The organism is Marinomonas sp. S3726, assembly GCF_000967665.1.
Lineage (GTDB): Bacteria > Pseudomonadota > Gammaproteobacteria > Pseudomonadales > Marinomonadaceae > Marinomonas.
Window position 1 is genome coordinate 24,369 of sequence record NZ_JXYC01000007.1, and the last position, 18,897, is coordinate 43,265.

The 18,897-nt window shown below is 40.6% G+C and carries 16 protein-coding genes; 13 read left to right on the forward strand and 3 right to left on the reverse strand.

Translation table 11 applies throughout. The annotated features are described in order from the left end of the window. Nucleotides 1-14 precede the first annotated feature (14 nt). From serC to yghU, 8 genes are all read left to right on the forward strand, one after another. The gene (gene serC, locus TW85_RS06940) at nucleotides 15-1,097 is read left to right on the forward strand and encodes a 3-phosphoserine/phosphohydroxythreonine transaminase (protein WP_046016386.1); all 1,083 of its coding nucleotides are present in this window, start codon (nucleotides 15-17) and stop codon (nucleotides 1,095-1,097) included. A gap of 114 nt (nucleotides 1,098-1,211) precedes the next feature. Next, entirely contained in the window at nucleotides 1,212-2,333 is a 1,122-nt protein-coding gene (gene pheA / locus TW85_RS06945) for a prephenate dehydratase (protein WP_046016387.1), read from the forward strand. 55 nt (nucleotides 2,334-2,388) lie between these two features. Continuing rightward, the gene (locus TW85_RS06950; RefSeq protein ID WP_046016431.1) at nucleotides 2,389-4,659 is read left to right on the forward strand and encodes a prephenate dehydrogenase/arogenate dehydrogenase family protein; all 2,271 of its coding nucleotides are present in this window, start codon (nucleotides 2,389-2,391) and stop codon (nucleotides 4,657-4,659) included. Nucleotides 4,660-4,675: 16 nt separating this feature from the next. Beyond that, entirely contained in the window at nucleotides 4,676-5,359 is a 684-nt protein-coding gene (gene cmk, locus TW85_RS06955; protein ID WP_046016388.1) for a (d)CMP kinase, read from the forward strand. A 165-nt stretch (nucleotides 5,360-5,524) separates the two neighbouring features. Next, a complete protein-coding gene (gene rpsA / locus TW85_RS06960; protein WP_046016389.1) occupies nucleotides 5,525-7,210 on the forward strand; it encodes a 30S ribosomal protein S1 in 1,686 nt (561 codons plus the stop codon). 203 nt (nucleotides 7,211-7,413) lie between these two features. Continuing rightward, complete coding sequence (locus TW85_RS06965) at nucleotides 7,414-8,031, forward strand: flavin prenyltransferase UbiX (protein WP_046016390.1); 618 nt, start codon at nucleotides 7,414-7,416, stop codon at nucleotides 8,029-8,031. 191 nt (nucleotides 8,032-8,222) lie between these two features. Beyond that, the gene (locus TW85_RS06970; RefSeq protein WP_046016391.1) at nucleotides 8,223-10,106 is read left to right on the forward strand and encodes a methyl-accepting chemotaxis protein; all 1,884 of its coding nucleotides are present in this window, start codon (nucleotides 8,223-8,225) and stop codon (nucleotides 10,104-10,106) included. Nucleotides 10,107-10,272: 166 nt separating this feature from the next. Next, nucleotides 10,273-11,127: a glutathione-dependent disulfide-bond oxidoreductase gene (gene yghU / locus TW85_RS06975; protein WP_046016392.1), complete on the forward strand. Its 855-nt coding sequence runs from the start codon at nucleotides 10,273-10,275 to the stop codon at nucleotides 11,125-11,127. A gap of 80 nt (nucleotides 11,128-11,207) precedes the next feature. Here yghU and TW85_RS06980 read toward each other — a convergent pair whose 3' ends face one another. Next, nucleotides 11,208-12,563 (reverse strand): YjiH family protein, encoded by a 1,356-nt coding sequence (locus tag TW85_RS06980; RefSeq protein ID WP_238326178.1) that lies wholly within the window; start codon nucleotides 12,561-12,563, stop codon nucleotides 11,208-11,210. 435 nt (nucleotides 12,564-12,998) lie between these two features. On the opposite strand from TW85_RS06980, the gene TW85_RS06985 reads away from it, so the two are divergent. Continuing rightward, on the forward strand, nucleotides 12,999-14,873 hold the full coding sequence (locus TW85_RS06985; RefSeq protein ID WP_238326179.1) for an alkaline phosphatase D family protein: 1,875 nt from the start codon (nucleotides 12,999-13,001) through the stop codon (nucleotides 14,871-14,873). A gap of 10 nt (nucleotides 14,874-14,883) precedes the next feature. Here TW85_RS06985 and TW85_RS06990 read toward each other — a convergent pair whose 3' ends face one another. Together TW85_RS06990 and tsaA are read right to left on the reverse strand one after the other, a co-directional pair. Next, a complete protein-coding gene (locus TW85_RS06990) occupies nucleotides 14,884-15,144 on the reverse strand; it encodes a hypothetical protein (RefSeq protein ID WP_046016394.1) in 261 nt (86 codons plus the stop codon). Nucleotides 15,145-15,163: 19 nt separating this feature from the next. Further along, nucleotides 15,164-15,901: a tRNA (N6-threonylcarbamoyladenosine(37)-N6)-methyltransferase TrmO gene (gene tsaA, locus TW85_RS06995; RefSeq protein ID WP_046016395.1), complete on the reverse strand. Its 738-nt coding sequence runs from the start codon at nucleotides 15,899-15,901 to the stop codon at nucleotides 15,164-15,166. Between the two features lie 133 nt (nucleotides 15,902-16,034). Here tsaA and TW85_RS07000 point away from each other — a divergent pair, with 133 nt between their 5' ends. From TW85_RS07000 to rlmH, 4 genes are all read left to right on the forward strand, one after another. Next, nucleotides 16,035-17,294, forward strand: coding sequence for a glutamate-5-semialdehyde dehydrogenase (locus TW85_RS07000; protein WP_046016396.1), 1,260 nt, complete (start codon nucleotides 16,035-16,037; stop codon nucleotides 17,292-17,294). 1 nt (nucleotide 17,295) lies between these two features. Continuing rightward, nucleotides 17,296-17,970, forward strand: a complete 675-nt coding sequence (gene nadD / locus TW85_RS07005) for a nicotinate-nucleotide adenylyltransferase (RefSeq protein ID WP_084616171.1) — start codon at nucleotides 17,296-17,298, stop codon at nucleotides 17,968-17,970. 14 nt (nucleotides 17,971-17,984) lie between these two features. Next, nucleotides 17,985-18,338, forward strand: a complete 354-nt coding sequence (gene rsfS, locus TW85_RS07010) for a ribosome silencing factor (protein ID WP_046016397.1) — start codon at nucleotides 17,985-17,987, stop codon at nucleotides 18,336-18,338. A gap of 90 nt (nucleotides 18,339-18,428) precedes the next feature. Further along, entirely contained in the window at nucleotides 18,429-18,896 is a 468-nt protein-coding gene (rlmH, locus tag TW85_RS07015; protein WP_009831869.1) for a 23S rRNA (pseudouridine(1915)-N(3))-methyltransferase RlmH, read from the forward strand. The last annotated feature ends 1 nt before the right edge of the window (nucleotide 18,897 follow it).

Here is an 18,897-nt window from a genome sequence, read left to right on the forward strand (position 1 = left end):
GGGTTTTTAGCGTCATGTCTCGTGTTTATAATTTCTGTTCTGGTCCTGCTGCTTTGCCTGAAGCTGTTTTAGTAAAGGCGCAACGTGAAATACTAGATTGGCACGGAGTTGGAATGTCGGTGATGGAAATGAGTCACCGTAGTAAAGAGTTTGTATCTGTTTTGGAGTCAGCTAAACAGAACTTGATTAAGTTACTTGATATTCCAGAAAATTATGAAGTGCTGTTTATGCAAGGTGGAGCATCGACTTTGTTCGCACAAATTCCTGCTAATTTAACGCCTGGTTATGACTCTGCTTGTTATTTAGATACAGGAGTTTGGTCTGCAAAGGCGATCAAAGAAGCTGCTAAATATACAAAAGTGGATGTTGTAGCTTCTTCAAAAGATTCAAACTACCAGACAGTGCCGGCTTTCGATGGTCTACAAATTGATGAATCTGCATCATATCTTCACATTACTCCCAATGAAACCATTGGTGGTTTAGAATTTGCTGACTTACCAGAAACTGACTTGCCTATTGTTGCAGACCTTTCTTCAACGATTCTGTCTCGTAAAATTGATGTGAGCCGTTATGGATTAATTTATGCGGGTGCCCAGAAAAACATTGGTCCTGCAGGTGTTGTTGTTGTCATTATTCGTAAGGACCTGTTAGCGCGAAGTCAAGATAGTCTGCCAACAACATGGAACTTTGCCAAAATTGCTGAAAATGGCTCTATGGTAAACACGCCTCCAACTTACAGTATTTACTTGGCAAATCTGGTTTTTGAATGGTTGCTAGAGCAAGGTGGTGTTGAAGCGATTGAGCAAGTCAATATTGAAAAGGCGCGTCGTCTTTATCAGAAATTGGATTCAAGTCGTCTGTTTGCCAACAATATAGATGCTAACTACCGTTCTCGTATGAACATTCCTTTTACCTTAGCTGATGAGTCTTTGGAAAAAGCTTTCTTAGAAGAATCTGAAGCCGAAGGATTAAAAACATTGGCTGGCCATCGATCTGTGGGTGGTATGAGGGCAAGTATTTATAATGCTATGCCAATTGAAGGTGTGACAACACTGATTGACTTTATGAATGCATTTGAGAAGAAATACGGTTATTAAAATAGTTTGCACTTGTGTGGGCTTTGCAAAGTATTTTTGAAGAATAAGTGAGTGCCGAGTAGGCATCAAACGAGCCGTAAGAGCTCGAGAACTAATGAAAGGTTGCTAGAGAACGTGCCAAAAAATAATACAAATGTACCAGATACTTTGCCTTTATTAAGGGATCGTATTGATGCGATAGATACTGAAATACAAGCATTGATTAATGAGCGTGCCCAGTGTGCGCAGAAAGTAGCAGATGTTAAATTGTCAGAGCAGGGGAATGAAGCGGTTGTCTTCTATCGTCCTGAGCGTGAAGCGCAGGTTTTACGTCGTGTGATGGAGCGTAATAAGGGGCCGTTAGGTAATGAAGAGATGGCGAAAATTTTTCGTCAGGTAATGTCTTCATGTCTTGCCCTTGAAAAACCTATGCGCATTGCCTTTTTAGGGCCTGAAGGTACCTTTACTCAACAGGCAGCGATTAAGCACTTTGGACGCTCTATTATTAGTGCGCCAATGGCAGCGATTGATGAAGTATTTCGTGAGGTTGAATCTGGTGCAGCTAACTATGGGGTTGTGCCAGTAGAGAACTCAACCGAGGGTGTGGTTAATCATACCTTAGACAGTTTTAGAGACTCTACATTAAAAATCTGTGGTGAAGTTGAACTGCGTATTCATCATCACTTGTTAGTCGCTCCTAATATTGATGCTGAAAAAATTACTCATATTTATTCTCATCAGCAGTCTTTGGCACAATGTCGTGCTTGGCTTGATAGATATTGGCCTCATGCAGAACGTATTGCCGTTAACTCTAATGCCGAAGCGGCTAAAATGGTAGCCGATGCGGCGCAAAAAGGGGCAGCGATTGCGGCTATCGCAGGGGATATTGCCAGCGAACTTTACTCTTTAACTAAGCTGTCTTCCAATATTGAAGATCACCCTGATAATACCACTCGATTTTTGATGATAGGGCATCAAGATGTATTGCCAAGCGGCAAGGATAAAACCTCTCTGCTGATTAGTGCTAAAAATGAGCCGGGTGCCTTATATAAGCTATTGGAACCATTTCAGAAGCATAATGTCAGTATGACCCGATTAGAAACTCGTCCATCTCTTATGAGTCGTTGGGGCTATATTTTTTATATCGATTTTGAAGGTCATGCTGATGAAGGAAGTTCTGTTGCTGTGATCAAAGATCTAGAGAAGCGGGCGTCAGAAGTAAAGGTGTTAGGATCTTATCCGATCGCTGTTCTTTAGCTGTATTTATCAATGCCGTTTTTTATAAGGCGGCAAATTTAATTTGAAGTATAAGGTGTTTACGTTGTCTGAGTTGCAATCCAATCAGTTTGAAAAAGCTGATGAGCATTTTGGTAATGTGTTAATTGTTGGTTTGGGCATGATAGGTGGCTCAGTTGCTAAGGCATTAAAAGAACGCGGTCTTGCTTATCTATTTGGTTCTGATCGACGCCATGATGAACTGACATTGGGTGTTGCAACTCATGTAATTGATTTTGAAGCTGAGCTAGATGCTGAGTTTATTGAAAAAATGGACATCATTCTTCTGGCGACGCCAGTAAGAGCGATGGAGGTTGTGCTCGAGCAGATAAAGCCTTTTTTATTGGATACCACCTTAGTAACAGACGTAGGTTCGACTAAGGGGAGTGTTGTTGAGGCGGCAAGAAAGGTATTTGGTTCCGTACCTGCGAACTTTATTCCTGGGCATCCTATTGCTGGGGCTGAAAAAAGTGGCGTCTTAGCTGCTAACCCAAATCTATTCGAAAATCATAAGGTTATTGTTACACCTTTGCCCAACAGTGATGCATTGTTAGTTGATAAGCTTCACAGAATGTGGACTGCAATTGGTGCTGATGTGGTAAGTATGGATGTGACGCATCATGACCATGTTCTTGCTGGTTCTAGTCACTTGCCTCATTTACTTGCTTATACTCTGGTCGATGCACTGGCTAATAGTGAACGCAGTCAGGATGTATTTAGATTTGCTGCAGGTGGGTTTAGAGATTTTACTCGTATCGCTTCAAGTGATCCTATTATGTGGCGAGATGTCTTCTTGGCAAATAAGGATGCGACTCTTGAGTCTTTAGATTCTTTTACTGAGCATTTACAACAACTGAGACATTCTATTGAAGTGGGTGATGGGCCTGCGATGTTTGGTGTATTTACTCGAGCAAAATCTGCGCGAGATCATTTTTTGCGTTTATTAGAGGCGAGATCATCTTCAAGCGCTTCGACTGTAAAGCCTATTTCTATTAAGGTATTGCCCGCTTCACTGGTGAAAGGTGAGATTAATGTGCGCGGTGACAAATTTCTGTCACATAGTCTGATTACTATGGCTGCCCTTAGTGAAGGGGGAAGTGAATTCTCGAACCTTGATATGGGTCAAGGGGTCAAAGTGACCTTGCAAGCTCTGCGAGATATGGGGGTTGTTGTTGAGGATTTTGGTGGTCAACGTATTCGCATTCATGGTGTTGGCTTAAATGGCTTAAAAGCACCTATTGCCCCGATTAATGTGCATGAATCCGAGTTAAGCTTACATGTGTTGCTGCCAGTGCTTGCTGCGCAAAAGTTTGCTGTTACCTTTGTTGCTGAAGGGGCTTTAAGCTCACAGCCTTTTGTAGATTTACTCTCGATTGTTAAGGTAATGGGAGCAAGTGTGACGACTTCTGAGTCTGGATGCTTGCCTTTTACGATAGCAACAGAAAATCAATTGATAAATCAGTATAAAATTGATGTTAAAGGGCGCTCAAGGCAGTTAAAATTAGCCGCGCTAATTGCTGGGGTGATGAGTCAAAAAAATGTTGAGCTGAATTTGCCGAGGGATTTAGATGGCAGTGATGCTGTTTTATCTCTGTTTTCGTGTGAGCAGGATGTTCGTACTAACGACAAGGGTGACAACATACTTGCTGTAAAGCAGGGGCAGAAGCCACAGGCTGCAAGTCTAGATGTGCCTGCAGATGACAATAAAACAGCTTGGTTAACATTATTGGCATGTTTATCTCCTGGGTCTAAGTTGATGATTAATAATGCTGGCATTACTCAAATGAACTCAGCATTTTTAAAAGTTCTGCTAGCAAATGGCGCCAATATTGAATTGCACAATGTTAACGAAGATCAGCCGCTTACTGTGTCTGAAGGCAAAATTAAAGTTGGGTTTGCTGCTTTTTCTGGCTTTACAATAAAAGAATCAGAGATTTTATCAGTTTGTAGCGAATTGCTACTACTGTGTGTTGCTGCTGTGTACGCCAAAGGTACCAGTAGAATTGAAGGAATACATAACTTGCCCTATCGCTGGGAAGATAGAGTGACAACCTTTGTCGATGCTTTAACTATTATAGGTGTGCCATGCAGTTTACAAGCTGGTGTGCTGGAGATCGAAGGTTGCATTCCTTGTGGTGGGGAGCTGGATAGTGCGGGCGATTACCATTTAAGTTTAGCTATGTTGGCTTTGGGTATGCGCAGCCGTAGTCCTGTGACAGTAAATGATTGTCACAAGTTGTTAGAAGAATTTGAAGAGTTTGAAACTATTGTTGAGTCATTAGGCTTTCATTGCCAACTTACTCAATAACAAGAGAGGAAAGAATATGATCAATCAGGCACCTATCATCACAATAGATGGTCCGAGTGGCGCTGGTAAGGGCACTGTGAGTCAGGTAATTGCTGATAAACTAGGCTGGAATCTATTGGATAGTGGTGCGTTGTATCGCCTATTAGCACTTGCTGCTGCCCATCATGGGATGGCGATGGACGATGCTGACACATTAAAAGTTTTAGCTGAACACTTGGATGTTCAATTTCGTCACGGAGAAAATGGCGAAACAGAAATCGTGCTAGAAGGTGAGAATGTGACTCAAGCAATTCGCACGGAAGTGGTTGGTAATAATGCCTCTAAACTTGCGGCTATTCCGGAAGTGCGTGAAGGTTTGCTTCTACGTCAACATGCGTTTGCCCATGAGCCAGGTTTAGTGGCGGATGGAAGAGATATGGGGACAATCGTATTTCCTGATGCGCCAGTTAAGGTTTTTTTAACAGCTAGTGCTGAAGAACGCGCAAACCGTCGCTTCCTTCAATTGAAAGCGAAGGGCGAGAGTGTTAATATTGAAGAATTAGTGAGCACCATTCAAGAAAGAGACGAGCGTGATGCAAATCGTGCCGTTGCCCCTCTAGTGCCGGCAGTCGGCGCCTTGGTTGTTGACAGTACAGATCAATCCATAGAACAGGTCGTTGAATCTATTCTTGCCGAAGTGGCAAAGAAGGGTATTAACTGATCTGTTTTTTGGCGTTAATGACGCTATACTTTAAAGCGTTTGTAACAAATTATCCCTGAGATAGGCGCCAGCAAAGTCTATCTCGCACTTTTTTAAAATTGACCCGTGTTTGCTGGCAATGCGGTTACAGTATGGTTTATCCATGCTTACTTAATAGGAAATACAATGACTCAAAGCTTCGCTGAACTGTTTGAAGAAAGCTTGTTAACCGTCGAAATGGCGCCAGGCTCAATTGTTACCGGTATTATTGTTGATATCGACAATGAATGGGTAACTGTTCATGCAGGTCTTAAATCTGAAGGTGTTATTCCTCGTTCTCAGTTCCTATCTGAAAGCGGTGAATTCACTCTTAATATCGGCGACGAAGTAAAAGTTGCTCTAGACGCAGTAGAAGATGGTTTCGGTGAAACTAAGCTTTCTCGTGAGAAAGCTAAGCGTGCTGAGACTTGGGAAGTTCTTGAGAAAGCATACGAAGACAGCGAAATCGTTGTTGGTGTTATTAACGGTAAAGTTAAAGGTGGTTTCACCGTTGACATCGCTAATATCCGTGCTTTCCTACCTGGTTCCTTGGTTGACGTTCGTCCGATCCGTGACACTTCTCACCTAGAAGGTGTTGATCTAGAGTTTAAACTTATCAAACTTGATCAAAAACGTAACAACGTTGTTGTATCTCGTCGTGCCGTTATGGAAGCGACAAACAGCGCTGAACGCGAAACATTGCTTGCTTCTCTAGAAGAAGGTCAAGAAGTTAAAGGTATCGTTAAGAACCTTACTGACTACGGTGCATTCGTTGATCTTGGTGGTGTTGACGGTCTTCTACACATCACTGACATGGCTTGGAAACGCATTAAGCACCCAAGCGAAATCATTGCTGTTGGTGATGAAATCGACGTTAAAGTACTTAAGTTCGACCGTGAGCGTAACCGCGTATCTCTAGGTCTTAAGCAATTGGGTGAAGATCCATGGGTAGCAATCAAAGCCCGTTACCCAGAAGGTACTAAAGTAACTGCTAAGGTTACTAACCTAACTGACTACGGTTGCTTCGCAGAACTTGAAGAAGGTGTTGAAGGTCTTGTTCACGTTTCTGAAATGGATTGGACAAACAAGAACATCCACCCATCAAAAGTTGTTCAAATTGGTGATGAAGTAGAAGTTATGATCCTAGATATCGACGAAGAACGTCGTCGTATTTCTCTAGGTGTTAAACAGTGTACTCCTAATCCATGGGAAGAGTTCGCTACTTCTTACAACAAAGGCGACAAGATCTCTGGTGGCATCAAGTCTATCACTGACTTCGGTGTATTCATCGGTCTTGAAGGCGGTATCGACGGTCTTGTACACCTATCTGACCTATCTTGGGATGAGACTGGTGAAGAAGCAGTTCGTCAATACAAGAAAGGTGATAACCTTGAAACTGTTGTATTGTCTATCGATGCTGAACGTGAGCGTATTTCTTTGGGTGTTAAACAACTTGAAGAAGACCCATTTGTCGGCTTCGCAGCTGAAAACGACAAAGGCGCTATCGTAACTGGTACCGTTAAAGAAGTTGATGCTAAAGGCGCAGTAGTTGTTCTAGCTGAAGGTGTTGAAGCAACACTTAAAGTATCTGAGCTAAGCCGTGACCGTGTTGAAGATGCAACTTCTGTATTGAAAGAAGGTGATTCTGTTGAAGCTGCTGTGATCAATGTTGATCGTAAAGCTCGCACTATCGCTCTTTCTATCAAGCAGAAAGATGCTTCTGAAGAGAAAGCAGCAATGAAGACTCATTCAGAGAAAGCAGCACAAGTTGAAGCAAATGGTCCTACCACTATCGGTGATTTGATCAAAGCTCAACTAGAAAACCAAAACTAAGTTTTAGTTCTCTAGTGTTAAAAAAATGCGGGCTTATGCCCGCATTTTTTTTATTTAAATTCTCATAAACAAGCCCTAAGTCGTTGACAATAAAAGTATGCACAGAAACTGTGGATAACTGTGGGTATATGGCAATAGGCCAAATAATTGTTTATAAATCGTTTCTTTTCTATCTGTAAATTAACACTTGTTGAGGTGTTTCCATGTTTGATAAAAGGGTTTCAGTTGCTATCACGGGCGCGTCTGGCGTGCAGTATGGATTGCGCTTAATCGAGTTGTTAGTTAAAGCTGATGTTCAGATATTTGTGATGATATCCAAGGCAGCTCAAATTGTTATGGCAACGGAAACAAGTTTTAAACTGCCCGGACAAGCCGCAGCTCAAGAGGCACATTTATCACAGGCTTTTGCTGCAAAAGAAAATCAAATAAAAGTATTTAATAAAGAGCAGTGGTTTTCACCTGTTGCTTCTGGGTCTTCTGCGCCTTCATCTATGGTGGTTGTGCCTTGCTCAACAGGATGCTTATCTGCAATAGCAACAGGCGCTAGCAATAATTTGATAGAAAGAGCGGCAGATGTTGTGCTTAAAGAGAGACGCAAGTTAATTTTAGTGCCAAGGGAGACGCCTTATTCTGAAATACATCTTGAGCATATGTTGAAGCTTACACGCATGGGGGCTGTGATTATGCCTGCTTCACCTGGTCTCTACCATAAACCAGAAACTATTGAGGATATGATCGACTTTATTGTCGCTAGACTGCTAGATCATGTCGGTATTGATCAATCTTTGATTGAAAAATGGGGGGAATCCTCACTGACATAAAAGCTATAAGTTTTTTTAATGTCATTTTTGTGTAAGGATTGTGTCATAAAACTCACCTGTTATTATTAGGTATTAGAAATATTTTTAACTAACTGTTTGTTTAAAATGGATAAATCACACTTTGTGATCCACTCTTAATAAATAAGCGAAAAAGTTAAATTTTAAATCCTATTAAATATACTGGTGAATTTATGAAGGTTTCTCATAAGGTAGCTCTTTGCGCATCTTTTGTTGTTGTTTTAGTTTTTTCAATTTATTCATGGATGCAATACAGCAACTTAAAGACGGCGCTGTTTGAGAAGACAACAATTAGTACACAAGAGACTAGTAAGGCGCTTGCTGTACAGGTAAATAACTGGCTAAACAGTAAGTTAGCTTTAATTGATATAGCTGCTCAGAATATCGAAACTGATTTCAATGGCGAAAATATTCAAAAAACATTTGATTTGCCACTTTATAAGCAAGAGTTTTTGCTGATATTTGGTGGTTTGTCTACAGATGGTAAACGTATAACAAATGACCCTTCTTGGAATCCTGCCAATTGGGATGCAAGAAAGCGACCTTGGTATCCTCTTGCTAAGGCGCATAAAAGAGCCATCCTAACTGAACCCTATGCTGACTCAGTTTCAGGTGAATTGCTAATTTCTGCTGTTGCTAACTTCTATGATAATGGCAAGTTTAAAGGTGCTTTTGGTGGTGATTTAAGCCTAAAAACAGTATCTGATGCAGTGAATACCCTTAACTTTAATCATACTGGCTATGCCTTTATTTTGAACAAAGAAGGTAACATTATTAGCCATCCTCAGTTAGATTTTAATGGGAAGAACGTTTCCGATTTAATTAAAGGTGGGGAGTCTAGTTTTGGAACCAGCTTGAAACCAACCGAGCTTCTAGATGGCACTGATGTGTTTACTACTTTTAGCCCTTTGTCGAATCTATATGGAACAGATTGGTATATAGGTGTAGTGCTTGAAAAGCATAAAGTTATGTCAGATGTTGAGAAGTTCGGTTGGATTGCGCTAATTAGTACAATTATTGCTGCTCTGCTTTGTTCGGCTGTGCTTTATTATGTTGTGTCGCAACTATTGCTTCCATTAAAGGCGTTAAGAGAATCTCTACAAGATATTAACTGTGGTGAAGGTGATCTAGTTAAGAGACTTGATATAAATAGTAACGATGAATTTGGTAAGGTATCTGAAGACTTTAATCAGTTCTTAAGTTATCTACAAAACTTGATCAAAGAAGTTAAGTCAACTTCCAGTCAAGTTAGGCTGAATACTGATAAAACAGAAGATTCATCATCGCAAGCCGCGCAAGAGCTGAATTCACAGCTTTCAGAGTTGGATCAATTGGCGACTGCTATGAGTGAAATGTCCGCTACTGCTCATGATGTGGCTGGTAATGCTCAAAGCGCTGCACAAAAAGCCAGTGAAGCTGATGATATTGCGAGAAGTGGTGTTGCGATTGTCGATAAAACCTCTGCATCAATTGCGCAATTAACAACTCAGATGGGAAGTGTGGTTGCTACGATTAATGAACTAGTTAACTATAGTAACAACATAGAGTCGATTTTGACTGTTATTACTGATATTGCAGATCAAACAAACTTATTGGCTTTGAATGCGGCGATTGAGGCTGCACGTGCAGGTGAGCAAGGCCGAGGTTTTGCTGTTGTGGCCGATGAAGTGAGAACCTTAGCTTCTAAGACTCAAGAATCTACAGAGCAAATAAAAGGCATGATATCCCAGCTGCAAGTTGGTGTGAAAAATGCTGAATCAGTGATTTTGAAGAGCCGTGAAAATGCGGATGAAACTCAGCAGGTTGCAATTCAGGCAAGTACTTCTCTAAATGAAATACGTGCAAGTATCGATGCAATTAATGGTATGAATGTTCAGATAGCAACCGCTGCTGAAGAGCAAAGTATGACCACAAAAGAGATTAATCAAAATACGCAAAATATTCGTAACATAAGTCAGTCGGTGTCAGATCGTGCTATGAGCCAAGAAGGGCTGTGTAAGGTGATGGTAGAGTTGACTGAACAACAAGAGCAGGCGCTTGCTAAGTTTAAAGTCTAATACTGAAAGACCTTTGATATAGTAGAAAGAAATGGCTCGTAGAAATACGGGCCATTTTTTGTTTTTCACATAGTTTACTTTTTTCTTGCCATAAGTTTGTTATTAAGCACTTGTTATGACGAGCTAAGGCTTTATAGTGAATTGATATATTTTGAAGGAGTAGATAATGCAAGATAATAACGATTACGTACCGCCTAAAGTTTGGAAATGGGAAGCTGAAAGTGGTGGTACTTGGGCAAGTATCAATCGTCCTATTTCTGGCGCAACTCATGAAAAAGAGTTACCTGTTGGTAAGCAGCCTTTGCAGTTGTATTCCTTAGCAACGCCTAACGGTATTAAAGTAACCATAATGTTAGAAGAGCTTTTAGCTTTGGGTGTGAAAGAGGCTGAATATGATGCTTATTTGATTAATATTGGCGAGGGTGACCAGTTCTCTTCTGGTTTTGTTGATATAAATCCAAACTCTAAAATACCCGCCTTGCTTGATAATAGCCTTGAGGTGCCACAAAAAGTATTTGAATCTGGAGCCATCCTTTTATATTTAGCAGAAAAATTTGGCCATTTGATTCCAGCAGATTTTGCTAAGCGAACTGAGTGTATGTCTTGGTTGTTCTGGCAAATGGGAAGTGCTCCATACTTAGGTGGTGGTTTTGGTCATTTTTATGCCTATGCGCCAGTCAAAATAGAATATTGTATTGATCGTTTCACTATGGAAGCGAAACGTCAGTTAGATGTGCTTGATAGGCAGCTTGAGGGAAATCGCTATATTTGTGGTGATGAATACTCAATCGCTGATATCGCAATTTGGTCATGGTACGGTAACGTTGCACTGAATGAAGCTTATAATGCAGCAGAGTTTTTAGATGCAGAGTCTTATCAAAATGTGATTAGATGGGCTAAAGATATTAAAGATAGGCCAGCCGTTAAGCGCGGAAGAATTGTGAATCGATCTTGGGGTGAGGAAAGCGAACAAGTACCTGAGCGTCATGATGCGAGTGACATTGATGCTAAACTAAAATAATTAGCATAAGTTGATGAAAAAAGGCGGACTCAGTTTAACTGGCTCCGCCTTTTTATTTGGCTCTTTTATGTCAGTTTAATCTAAAAAATTAAGTGAGCCATTAATGCGATAACTGGTAAGGTAATAATTGTTCTAAGTAAAAAGATGATAAATAACTCAAAAATATTCACAGGAATTTTACTACCTAAAAGGAGTGCGCCAACTTCAGACATGTAAATAAGCTGAGTAACGGACATGGCCGCTATCACAAAGCGAGTCATATCTGATTCAATTGATGCTGCCAAAATAGACGGAATAAACATATCAGCAAATCCAACGACTATTGTTCTTGACGCTTCTTCTGCTTGTGGAATTTGTAGTAGCTCTAAAAAGGGTACAAAAGGCTGACCTAACCAATCAAAAATAGGTGTATTTTCTGCGATAACAAGGGCTAGAGTACCTATTGCCATAATGACAGGTAGCACTCCAAGAACCATGTCAGCAGCGTTGCGTGAACCTTCAGCAGCAAGCTTACTTAAGCTAGGTGCTTGCTCCGCACGGTTTAAAGCTTGTTTCATTCCCCATTGGAAAAGGTTGCTATCGCTAGGGCGTTTATCTCTATCTCCATCAGCTTGACTGCCATCGATAAAGACATCTTTTTTCCAGCTAAGCGGAGGTAGTCTCGGGATGATCACAGCACAGAAAAAACCTGCTAAACAAACAGTCAGATAAAAAGGTAAAAAGTAAGCTTCAAGTTCAACTTGAGCGATTACAACCAAACTAAATGTGATTGAGACTGCTGAAAAGGTTGTGCCAATAACGGCAGCTTCTCTTTGTGTGTAAAATTTCTCTTGATATTGCTTGCTGGTAAGCAAAATGCCGACGCTACCGTCGCCAAGCCATGAGGCAAGGCAGTCAATAGCTGAACGGCCAGGAAGCTTGAAAATAGGACGCATAATAACGGTGAGTAGTGTGCCCATTAATTCAAGCAAGCCAAAGTTAAGAAGTAGCGGAAGTAGAAGGCCAGCAAAAATAAACACACATAGAAGAACAGGAAGTAGATCGTTTAATACAAGTCCACCTGTTGCCCCATCATGAAACATAGCGGGTCCAGCTTGTGTAAATGTCGCTATGGCTAAAACAGCACCTAGAATACGAATGACTAACCAAAAAGGGCTAACTAGGAATAATTCTTTTAAATAGTGACTACGGGTAATGAAGCTGGGTTTTACTACCACGGCTACAAGTGAAATAAGGGCGGAAATCCCAATGATGGCAGAGATGATCATGGTCATTTGATCACCAATTAGAGCTTGTAATTCTTTGGCTAGGATAGCGACTGGAATCGTGATGGCGTCATTATAATCAATAGGGGTCATAAATAAGAAAAGACCCAATAAAGACGGAATTAAAAAGCTTAGCCATGTTTTACTGGAATAACTTTGTGTTGAGGTCATCTGTTTTTGCATATTTTTATGATTCTAAAAACGGGAACTACCTGACGCTTCCTGCGAGGGTAACTAGATTAATGGGGTCGGCTATCCTAAACCGGCTGCGTAAGATACAGGTGCAAGCAATAAAATAGAAGATAGAAAATTATAAGATTGAGTCGTTAAGTTTTGATAAAAAGCCAAAATGAATGTAATTGGCTGCAATTTGAGCAGTTTTGTGTGGGTTTAAGATCTTTTCTGATCACTTGGCTTTTAATTAAGATGTAATGACGAAAGCAAATTGTACAAACAAGAAAAGAGAATTAGTCCGTTTTAAAAAGTTTGTTGGTTTTTCAAACTCTCACAGGTTCGAACAATATTGATAATGGACTTTTTGCAGCTTTTATTGCTGGGTATAATGTTCGAATAAGTGGTTTTTATTGAGATTAAAAGAGAGGTTCTGTGGTAGATGTTCTAGGGAAGGGTGAGATGACTTTACCCATGGTGTTAGCAGGACCTGTTTTACGACATATTTCCAGTGATGAGCTAACGTTTTGGCTGGTAACAAGTTGTTCAGCTAGATTTGAGCTATCTCTTTATGATGAGAGCGATCAATGTTTTGATATTCTGCAGCTTGACGGCTATCAGCAAGAGATACAGGTTGGTGAGCATTGCTTTATTCAATTAATACACTATTCACCTAGTAAGCCATTAGAACAAGATGTGCTTATCCAATATCAGTTGAAGGTTAATGGAGAAGAGATAACTAAACTCATTCCAGAGCTTTGTTATCTTGATCAAGAAAAACCAGGGTTCATGATTAAATCACGTGCTGATAATATTTTGCATGGCTCTTGTCGTAAGCCTCATCATGCAAGTGAAGACGGTTTATTAGCCGCTGATCAAGTCTTGTCAAAAGCGCATCTTGATGCGGTAAGTCGTCCTGCTTTGATGATCTTCTCTGGTGATCAAATTTATGCTGATGATGTTGCTGGACCAACTTTAGTGGCTATACATCAGTTAATAGGCAGGTTGGGTTTATATGATGAGAATATCGAAAATGAACTGGTACCAGATAGCCAAACACTTATCGCGCATGCTTATACCTATTATGGGCGTAAAAAACTCTTACCAAACTGCCAGTTTACTAGCTTTAATATTAAGGGTGAGCAACCCATATTTAGTTCAGACTCTGCTGAAAACCACTTAATCAGCTTATCCGAAATGCTTGCCATGTATTTATTGGTTTGGTCGCCAAGTTGTTGGCAATTGGTGGATTGTGAGCTTGGATTAGCTCGCATCCCCAAAGAGCATCAAGATACTTACCAATCTCAATTTAAGGCGTTAAAAGAGTTTGTACTTGGCTTAACTAAAGTACAAAGACTAATGGCGCATTTACCTGTTTATATGATTTTTGACGATCATGATGTCACTGATGACTGGAATCTAACGAGAGCGTGGGAAGAGGCTATTTATTCAAATCCATTAGGTCGTCGTGTAATTGGTAATAGCTTGATTGCATATTGGCTTTGTCAGGGGTGGGGGAATCAGCCAAACCGGTTTGAGGAATTGCAAAATGATGTGTCTCTTTATTTTGGGCAAGATGGGTTTAGTCAGCAAGATGAGTTAGTTGATCGTATCTTAGATTGGAATAAGTGGCATTATAGTTTAGCGACTTCGCCTAAAATTCTTGTCTTAGACACCAGAACTCAAAGGTGGCGTTCTGAATCCAAAGCGAATAAACCCTCTGGTTTGATGGATTGGGAAGCGCTTATAGAAATGCAGCAAGAGCTAATTAATGAACCTGAGGTTATTTTGGTGTCACCTGCACCTGTATTTGGTGTGAAGCTGATAGAAGTAATCCAGAAAATATTTACTTTTGTTGGCCGACCTTTAATGGTCGATGCTGAAAACTGGATGGCGCATCCAGGATCTGCCAATGTGATGTTAAATATTTTTAGGCATAAAAAAACACCACCAAACTTTATAATTTTATCGGGTGATGTGCATTACTCGTTTGTTTATCAAATCAAAATACGTTTTAGAAAGCATGGCCCACAAATTTTGCAAGTTACGACAAGTGGTATAAAAAATAACTTCCCAGCGAAGTTGTTAAACTGTTTTGATACTTTGAATCGTGTGTTGTTTTCTAGTGCTTCGCCGTTAAATTTACTGACACAAAGGCGAAGAATGTCTGTGCGTTGGCGCAAACCTGAAACAGGATGTAAAAGCGTGCTTTATAATCAAAGTGGAATAGGGCAGCTTATTTTAGATGAAGAGTTTGAAAAAACTAAAGCCTTGGTGATAAGTCGAGAGAGGACTACCGAGTTTAAATAAACTACTGAACTTAGCGCAACATAGCTAATAGTTTTTTAGTGTCTTCCTCACTCCAGTCTTCTTTATTAATAAGAGACTGAAGCTCTGGGTGGCCTTGGGCTTGAGCTAAATTCTTTTTGAATTTTGCAAAGTGGTATTCTTTGATAAGCGCTTCATCTTCTGCACTCTTATAGAGGTCAGACTGGTATTCAGGTTCAGTTGGTACCTGTGCTTTAGGCTCAGCTAGTTTATTAATCGTTTGGTAGGCTTTTAAAAAGGCTTTCTTATTCATAATCTCACCTAATGGCCACTTATAAAGAAGTGGCCGCTTCTAAACGTAAAATTTCAAAATGATCAGTCTTAGCTTGCCACTTAATGTTGATATCCCAAAGTTGCATGCCATGCTCTCTGTCTGTCTCTTCAGTCAGGTAAGCGGGTCTAGGGTCTTGGCTAACAATTTGCTCAATTAAATCACGAATGTTTCGCCCCGTATCTAGAGTATAGCTTTGACAATCCTGTTCAGCTTGTTCACTGAAAACAACGGGGCGTGTCACAGTGGATATAGGTGCAAAGCCACCTTTGGCCTCTTCTATAATATCGGCATAAGGTAAGTATGGCTTAATATCTATCACTGGCGTGCCATCTAATAAGTCAGCACCATGTAAGTCGATAAAAACTTTTTTTCCTTCCTGGTAAATCTTCCCCAATTTTATAACAGATAAACCAACGGGATTGGGTCTATGGGTTGCTCTTGTAGCAAATACCCCCATCTTAGTTTTACCACCAAGACGAGGTGGGCGGATTTTTGCTTTCCAGCCATCTTGAATGCAGGCATGGAAGATAAAGTGAACCCAAATATGTGAGAAGTCTTCAAGGCCGTCAAGAACATCAAGTCGGTTAAATGGCGGTAATAATTCAATTCTAGCGGTGGCTTCTGTTACTAATCCGGGCTGTCTTGGGATGCCGAATTTTTGTTGATAACAAGAATGTACGATTCCTATGCTAGTTAATTGAAAAGCTTGATGATTTGTTTGAGCGCTGAGAGACAAAATAATCCTCGAAAAATAAGCGGATGGGCAGTAATTCACCTGAGAATTTTGTTAGTATACCTTTTACACGTCTAGGTAACCTAGGCTTGTCGATTGAATTTTCATTTTTAGTTAATTAGTTTGAGATAAGAAGATGACTGTCAAAGATTACATGATCCAAGTTGGCCAACAAGCCCGAGCGGCTTCAAGGAAACTAGCACGCGCGTCTACACAAGATAAGAACGCAGCCTTAAATGCTATGGCGAATGCTTTGGATCTGGCACGACCTCAACTGTTAGCTGAAAATGCCAAAGATCTAGAGAACGGAAAAAACAATGGCTTAGATGATGCTTTGTTGGATCGTCTAGCGCTTACCGAAGCGCGTATTGATGGCATGATAGAGGGCTTGCGTCAGGTTGCAGGTTTACTTGACCCTGTTGGTGAAATTACTGATATGGCTTACCGTCCTTCTGGTATCCAAATCGGAAAAATGCGTGTGCCATTAGGTGTTGTGGGTATTATTTATGAATCACGTCCTAATGTGACCATAGATGCTGCAAGCTTGTGCCTTAAATCGGGCAACGCGACAATTCTACGTGGTGGCAGTGAAGCTTACTATTCTAACCAAGCGATCGCTAAAGCGGTTGTTGAAGGACTGAAAGTTGCAGGTCTGCCTGAGCATGCCGTTCAAGTGATTAATACCACAGACAGAGCGGCAGTGGGTGAGTTGATTACCATGCCAGATTATGTAGATGTGATTGTACCTCGTGGTGGCAAAGGGCTAATTGAACGTATTTCAAATGATGCTCGTGTACCAGTGATTAAGCACCTTGATGGTAACTGTCATGTCTATATTGATAATGAAGCGGATATCGAAAAGGCGATTAACATAGCTGTGAACGCGAAAACACGTCGTTATGGTGTGTGTAATGCCATGGAATCCCTATTGGTTCATAAAGACATCGCACAATCTGTTTTACCTCAATTAGCAGGTATCTACACTGAAAAAGGGGTTGAACTGGTTGGTTGTGACGCTACTCAAGCTTTGCTTTCTGGTGTCGGTGATGCCACTGAAGAGGATTGGTACACAGAATATCATGGTCCAAAACTATCAATTAAATTAGTTGATGATATGGATAACGCTATTGAACATATTAACAAATATGGATCGCATCATTCTGATGCCATTGTGTCTCAAAACTATTCTAAGACGCGTATCTTTATGACAGAGGTTGACTCTTCTTCTGTCATGGTCAATGCGTCAACTGCATTTGCTGATGGCTTTGAATATGGTCTTGGGGCTGAAATCGGTATTTCTACCGATAAAATTCATGCTCGTGGACCAGTTGGTTTAAATGGTTTGACTAGCCAAAAATATGTTGTGTTAGGTGACGGCCATACAAGAGATAATTAAGTTGGCAGAATCTAATACCGAGAAAAAGAGTACAAATGAAAAAGTAAGTGTGGCTATAATGGGAGGGACATTTGACCCTATTCATAATGGCCATTTACGAATTGCGGTCGACATAGTCGACCGCTTTCATTTTACTGAATTACGTTTAGTCCCTTGTTTTATTCCTGTGCATAAATCCCATCCTTCTATTACCGCCAAGCAAAGATTAGAAATGGTTTCTTTGGCTGTTAAACAACATCCAGATTTGTTGGTGGATGATAGGGAAATTAAGCGTACAGGGCGAAGTTACAGCATAGATACTCTAATCGAGTTAAGACAAGAGCTAGGTCCGGATGCTTGTATTACTATGGTGATGGGAATGGATAGTTTTATTTCATTACCTAGTTGGCATAAGTGGCAAAGTATTTTGAACTATGCTCATATTTTGGTTGTCTCAAGACCAGGTTGGCATCCAGAATTTACTTTGGATTTGCAAGACTTGATTGAAAAGAGTCGTGCTAAAACGGCGGCTGAGTTACAATCCGCTCCCGCTGGCAAAATTCATATGGAAGCCCTGACAGAATTAGGGATTTCATCAAGCATGATACGTACATTATGTGAGCAGAATAAGTCGATTGCTTATTTATTGCCTGAATCCGTACATGCGTACATAGACCAGCACACACTTTATCAATAGGAATACAGAATTTTATGAGCGATACACAAATCACAAGTGATCAAATTTTAGAGCTTGCCGTTGAAGCCTTGAAAGATGTTAAAGGTGACAAGATCACTGTGCTGAATGTTAAGTCACACACTGACATGATGGACTTTATGGTTATCTGTAGTGGTACCTCAAAACGTCATGTAAATGCATTGGGGCAAAATGTTATCGATACACTTAAGCAAAATGGTCTACAACCTCTAGGTTCTGAAGGCCGTTCTATGGGTAACGATTGGGTTTTAGTTGATTTGTATGATGTTGTTGTTCATGTCATGACAGAAGAAGCTCGTTCTTTTTATGACTTAGAGAAATTGTGGGATATTACCCCAGAAAGCATCTAATTTAGGTGAGTGAATTACTCGCATTACCCAAACCTCATGATCAAAATTAGGCTGTATGTTAATTCAGCTTAAATAAGGTGAAGTCATTAAATGAGAATAAAGCTCATTGCAGTTGGCACCAAAATGCCAAAATGGATTACCGACGGTTTTACTGATTACAGTAAGCGTTTACCAAAGGATTTTAGTTTGGAGCTAGTGGAAATACCTATGTCTCCAAGAGGGAAAAATACCGATATAGCCAAGGCCATTCGTAAAGAAGGTGATGCTATGTTAGATGCAATCCCAGCTAATGACAGGGTAATCGCAATGGAGGTTTTGGGTAAGGAGTGGTCGACAGAGCAATTAGCAGAGCAATCTGAGAATTGGCGTATGGAAGGCAATAATATTAGTTTGTTAGTCGGTGGCCCTGATGGACTTGATCCAAGATGTAGCGCACGTGCTGATAGATTGTGGTCTTTATCCAAGTTAACTTTGCCTCACCCCATTGTCCGTGTGATCTTGGCTGAGCAAATCTATCGAGCTTGGACCCTTATGAATAATCACCCATATCATAGGTAAT

Excerpts from the sequence above, each read along its gene's own strand:
- rlmH (WP_009831869.1), top strand. The coding sequence starts at position 18,429 with ATGAGAATAAAGCTCATTGCAGTTGGCACCAAAATGCCAAAATGGATT.
- TW85_RS06990 (WP_046016394.1), bottom strand. The coding sequence starts at position 15,144 with ATGAATAAGAAAGCCTTTTTAAAAGCCTACCAAACGATTAATAAACTA.
- cmk (WP_046016388.1), top strand. The coding sequence starts at position 4,676 with ATGATCAATCAGGCACCTATCATCACAATAGATGGTCCGAGTGGCGCT.
- TW85_RS06970 (WP_046016391.1), top strand. The coding sequence starts at position 8,223 with ATGAAGGTTTCTCATAAGGTAGCTCTTTGCGCATCTTTTGTTGTTGTT.
- serC (WP_046016386.1), top strand. The coding sequence starts at position 15 with ATGTCTCGTGTTTATAATTTCTGTTCTGGTCCTGCTGCTTTGCCTGAA.
- rpsA (WP_046016389.1), top strand. The coding sequence starts at position 5,525 with ATGACTCAAAGCTTCGCTGAACTGTTTGAAGAAAGCTTGTTAACCGTC.
- TW85_RS07000 (WP_046016396.1), top strand. The coding sequence starts at position 16,035 with ATGACTGTCAAAGATTACATGATCCAAGTTGGCCAACAAGCCCGAGCG.
- TW85_RS06965 (WP_046016390.1), top strand. The coding sequence starts at position 7,414 with ATGTTTGATAAAAGGGTTTCAGTTGCTATCACGGGCGCGTCTGGCGTG.
- yghU (WP_046016392.1), top strand. The coding sequence starts at position 10,273 with ATGCAAGATAATAACGATTACGTACCGCCTAAAGTTTGGAAATGGGAA.
- TW85_RS06980 (WP_238326178.1), bottom strand. The coding sequence starts at position 12,563 with ATGACCTCAACACAAAGTTATTCCAGTAAAACATGGCTAAGCTTTTTA.
- rsfS (WP_046016397.1), top strand. The coding sequence starts at position 17,985 with ATGAGCGATACACAAATCACAAGTGATCAAATTTTAGAGCTTGCCGTT.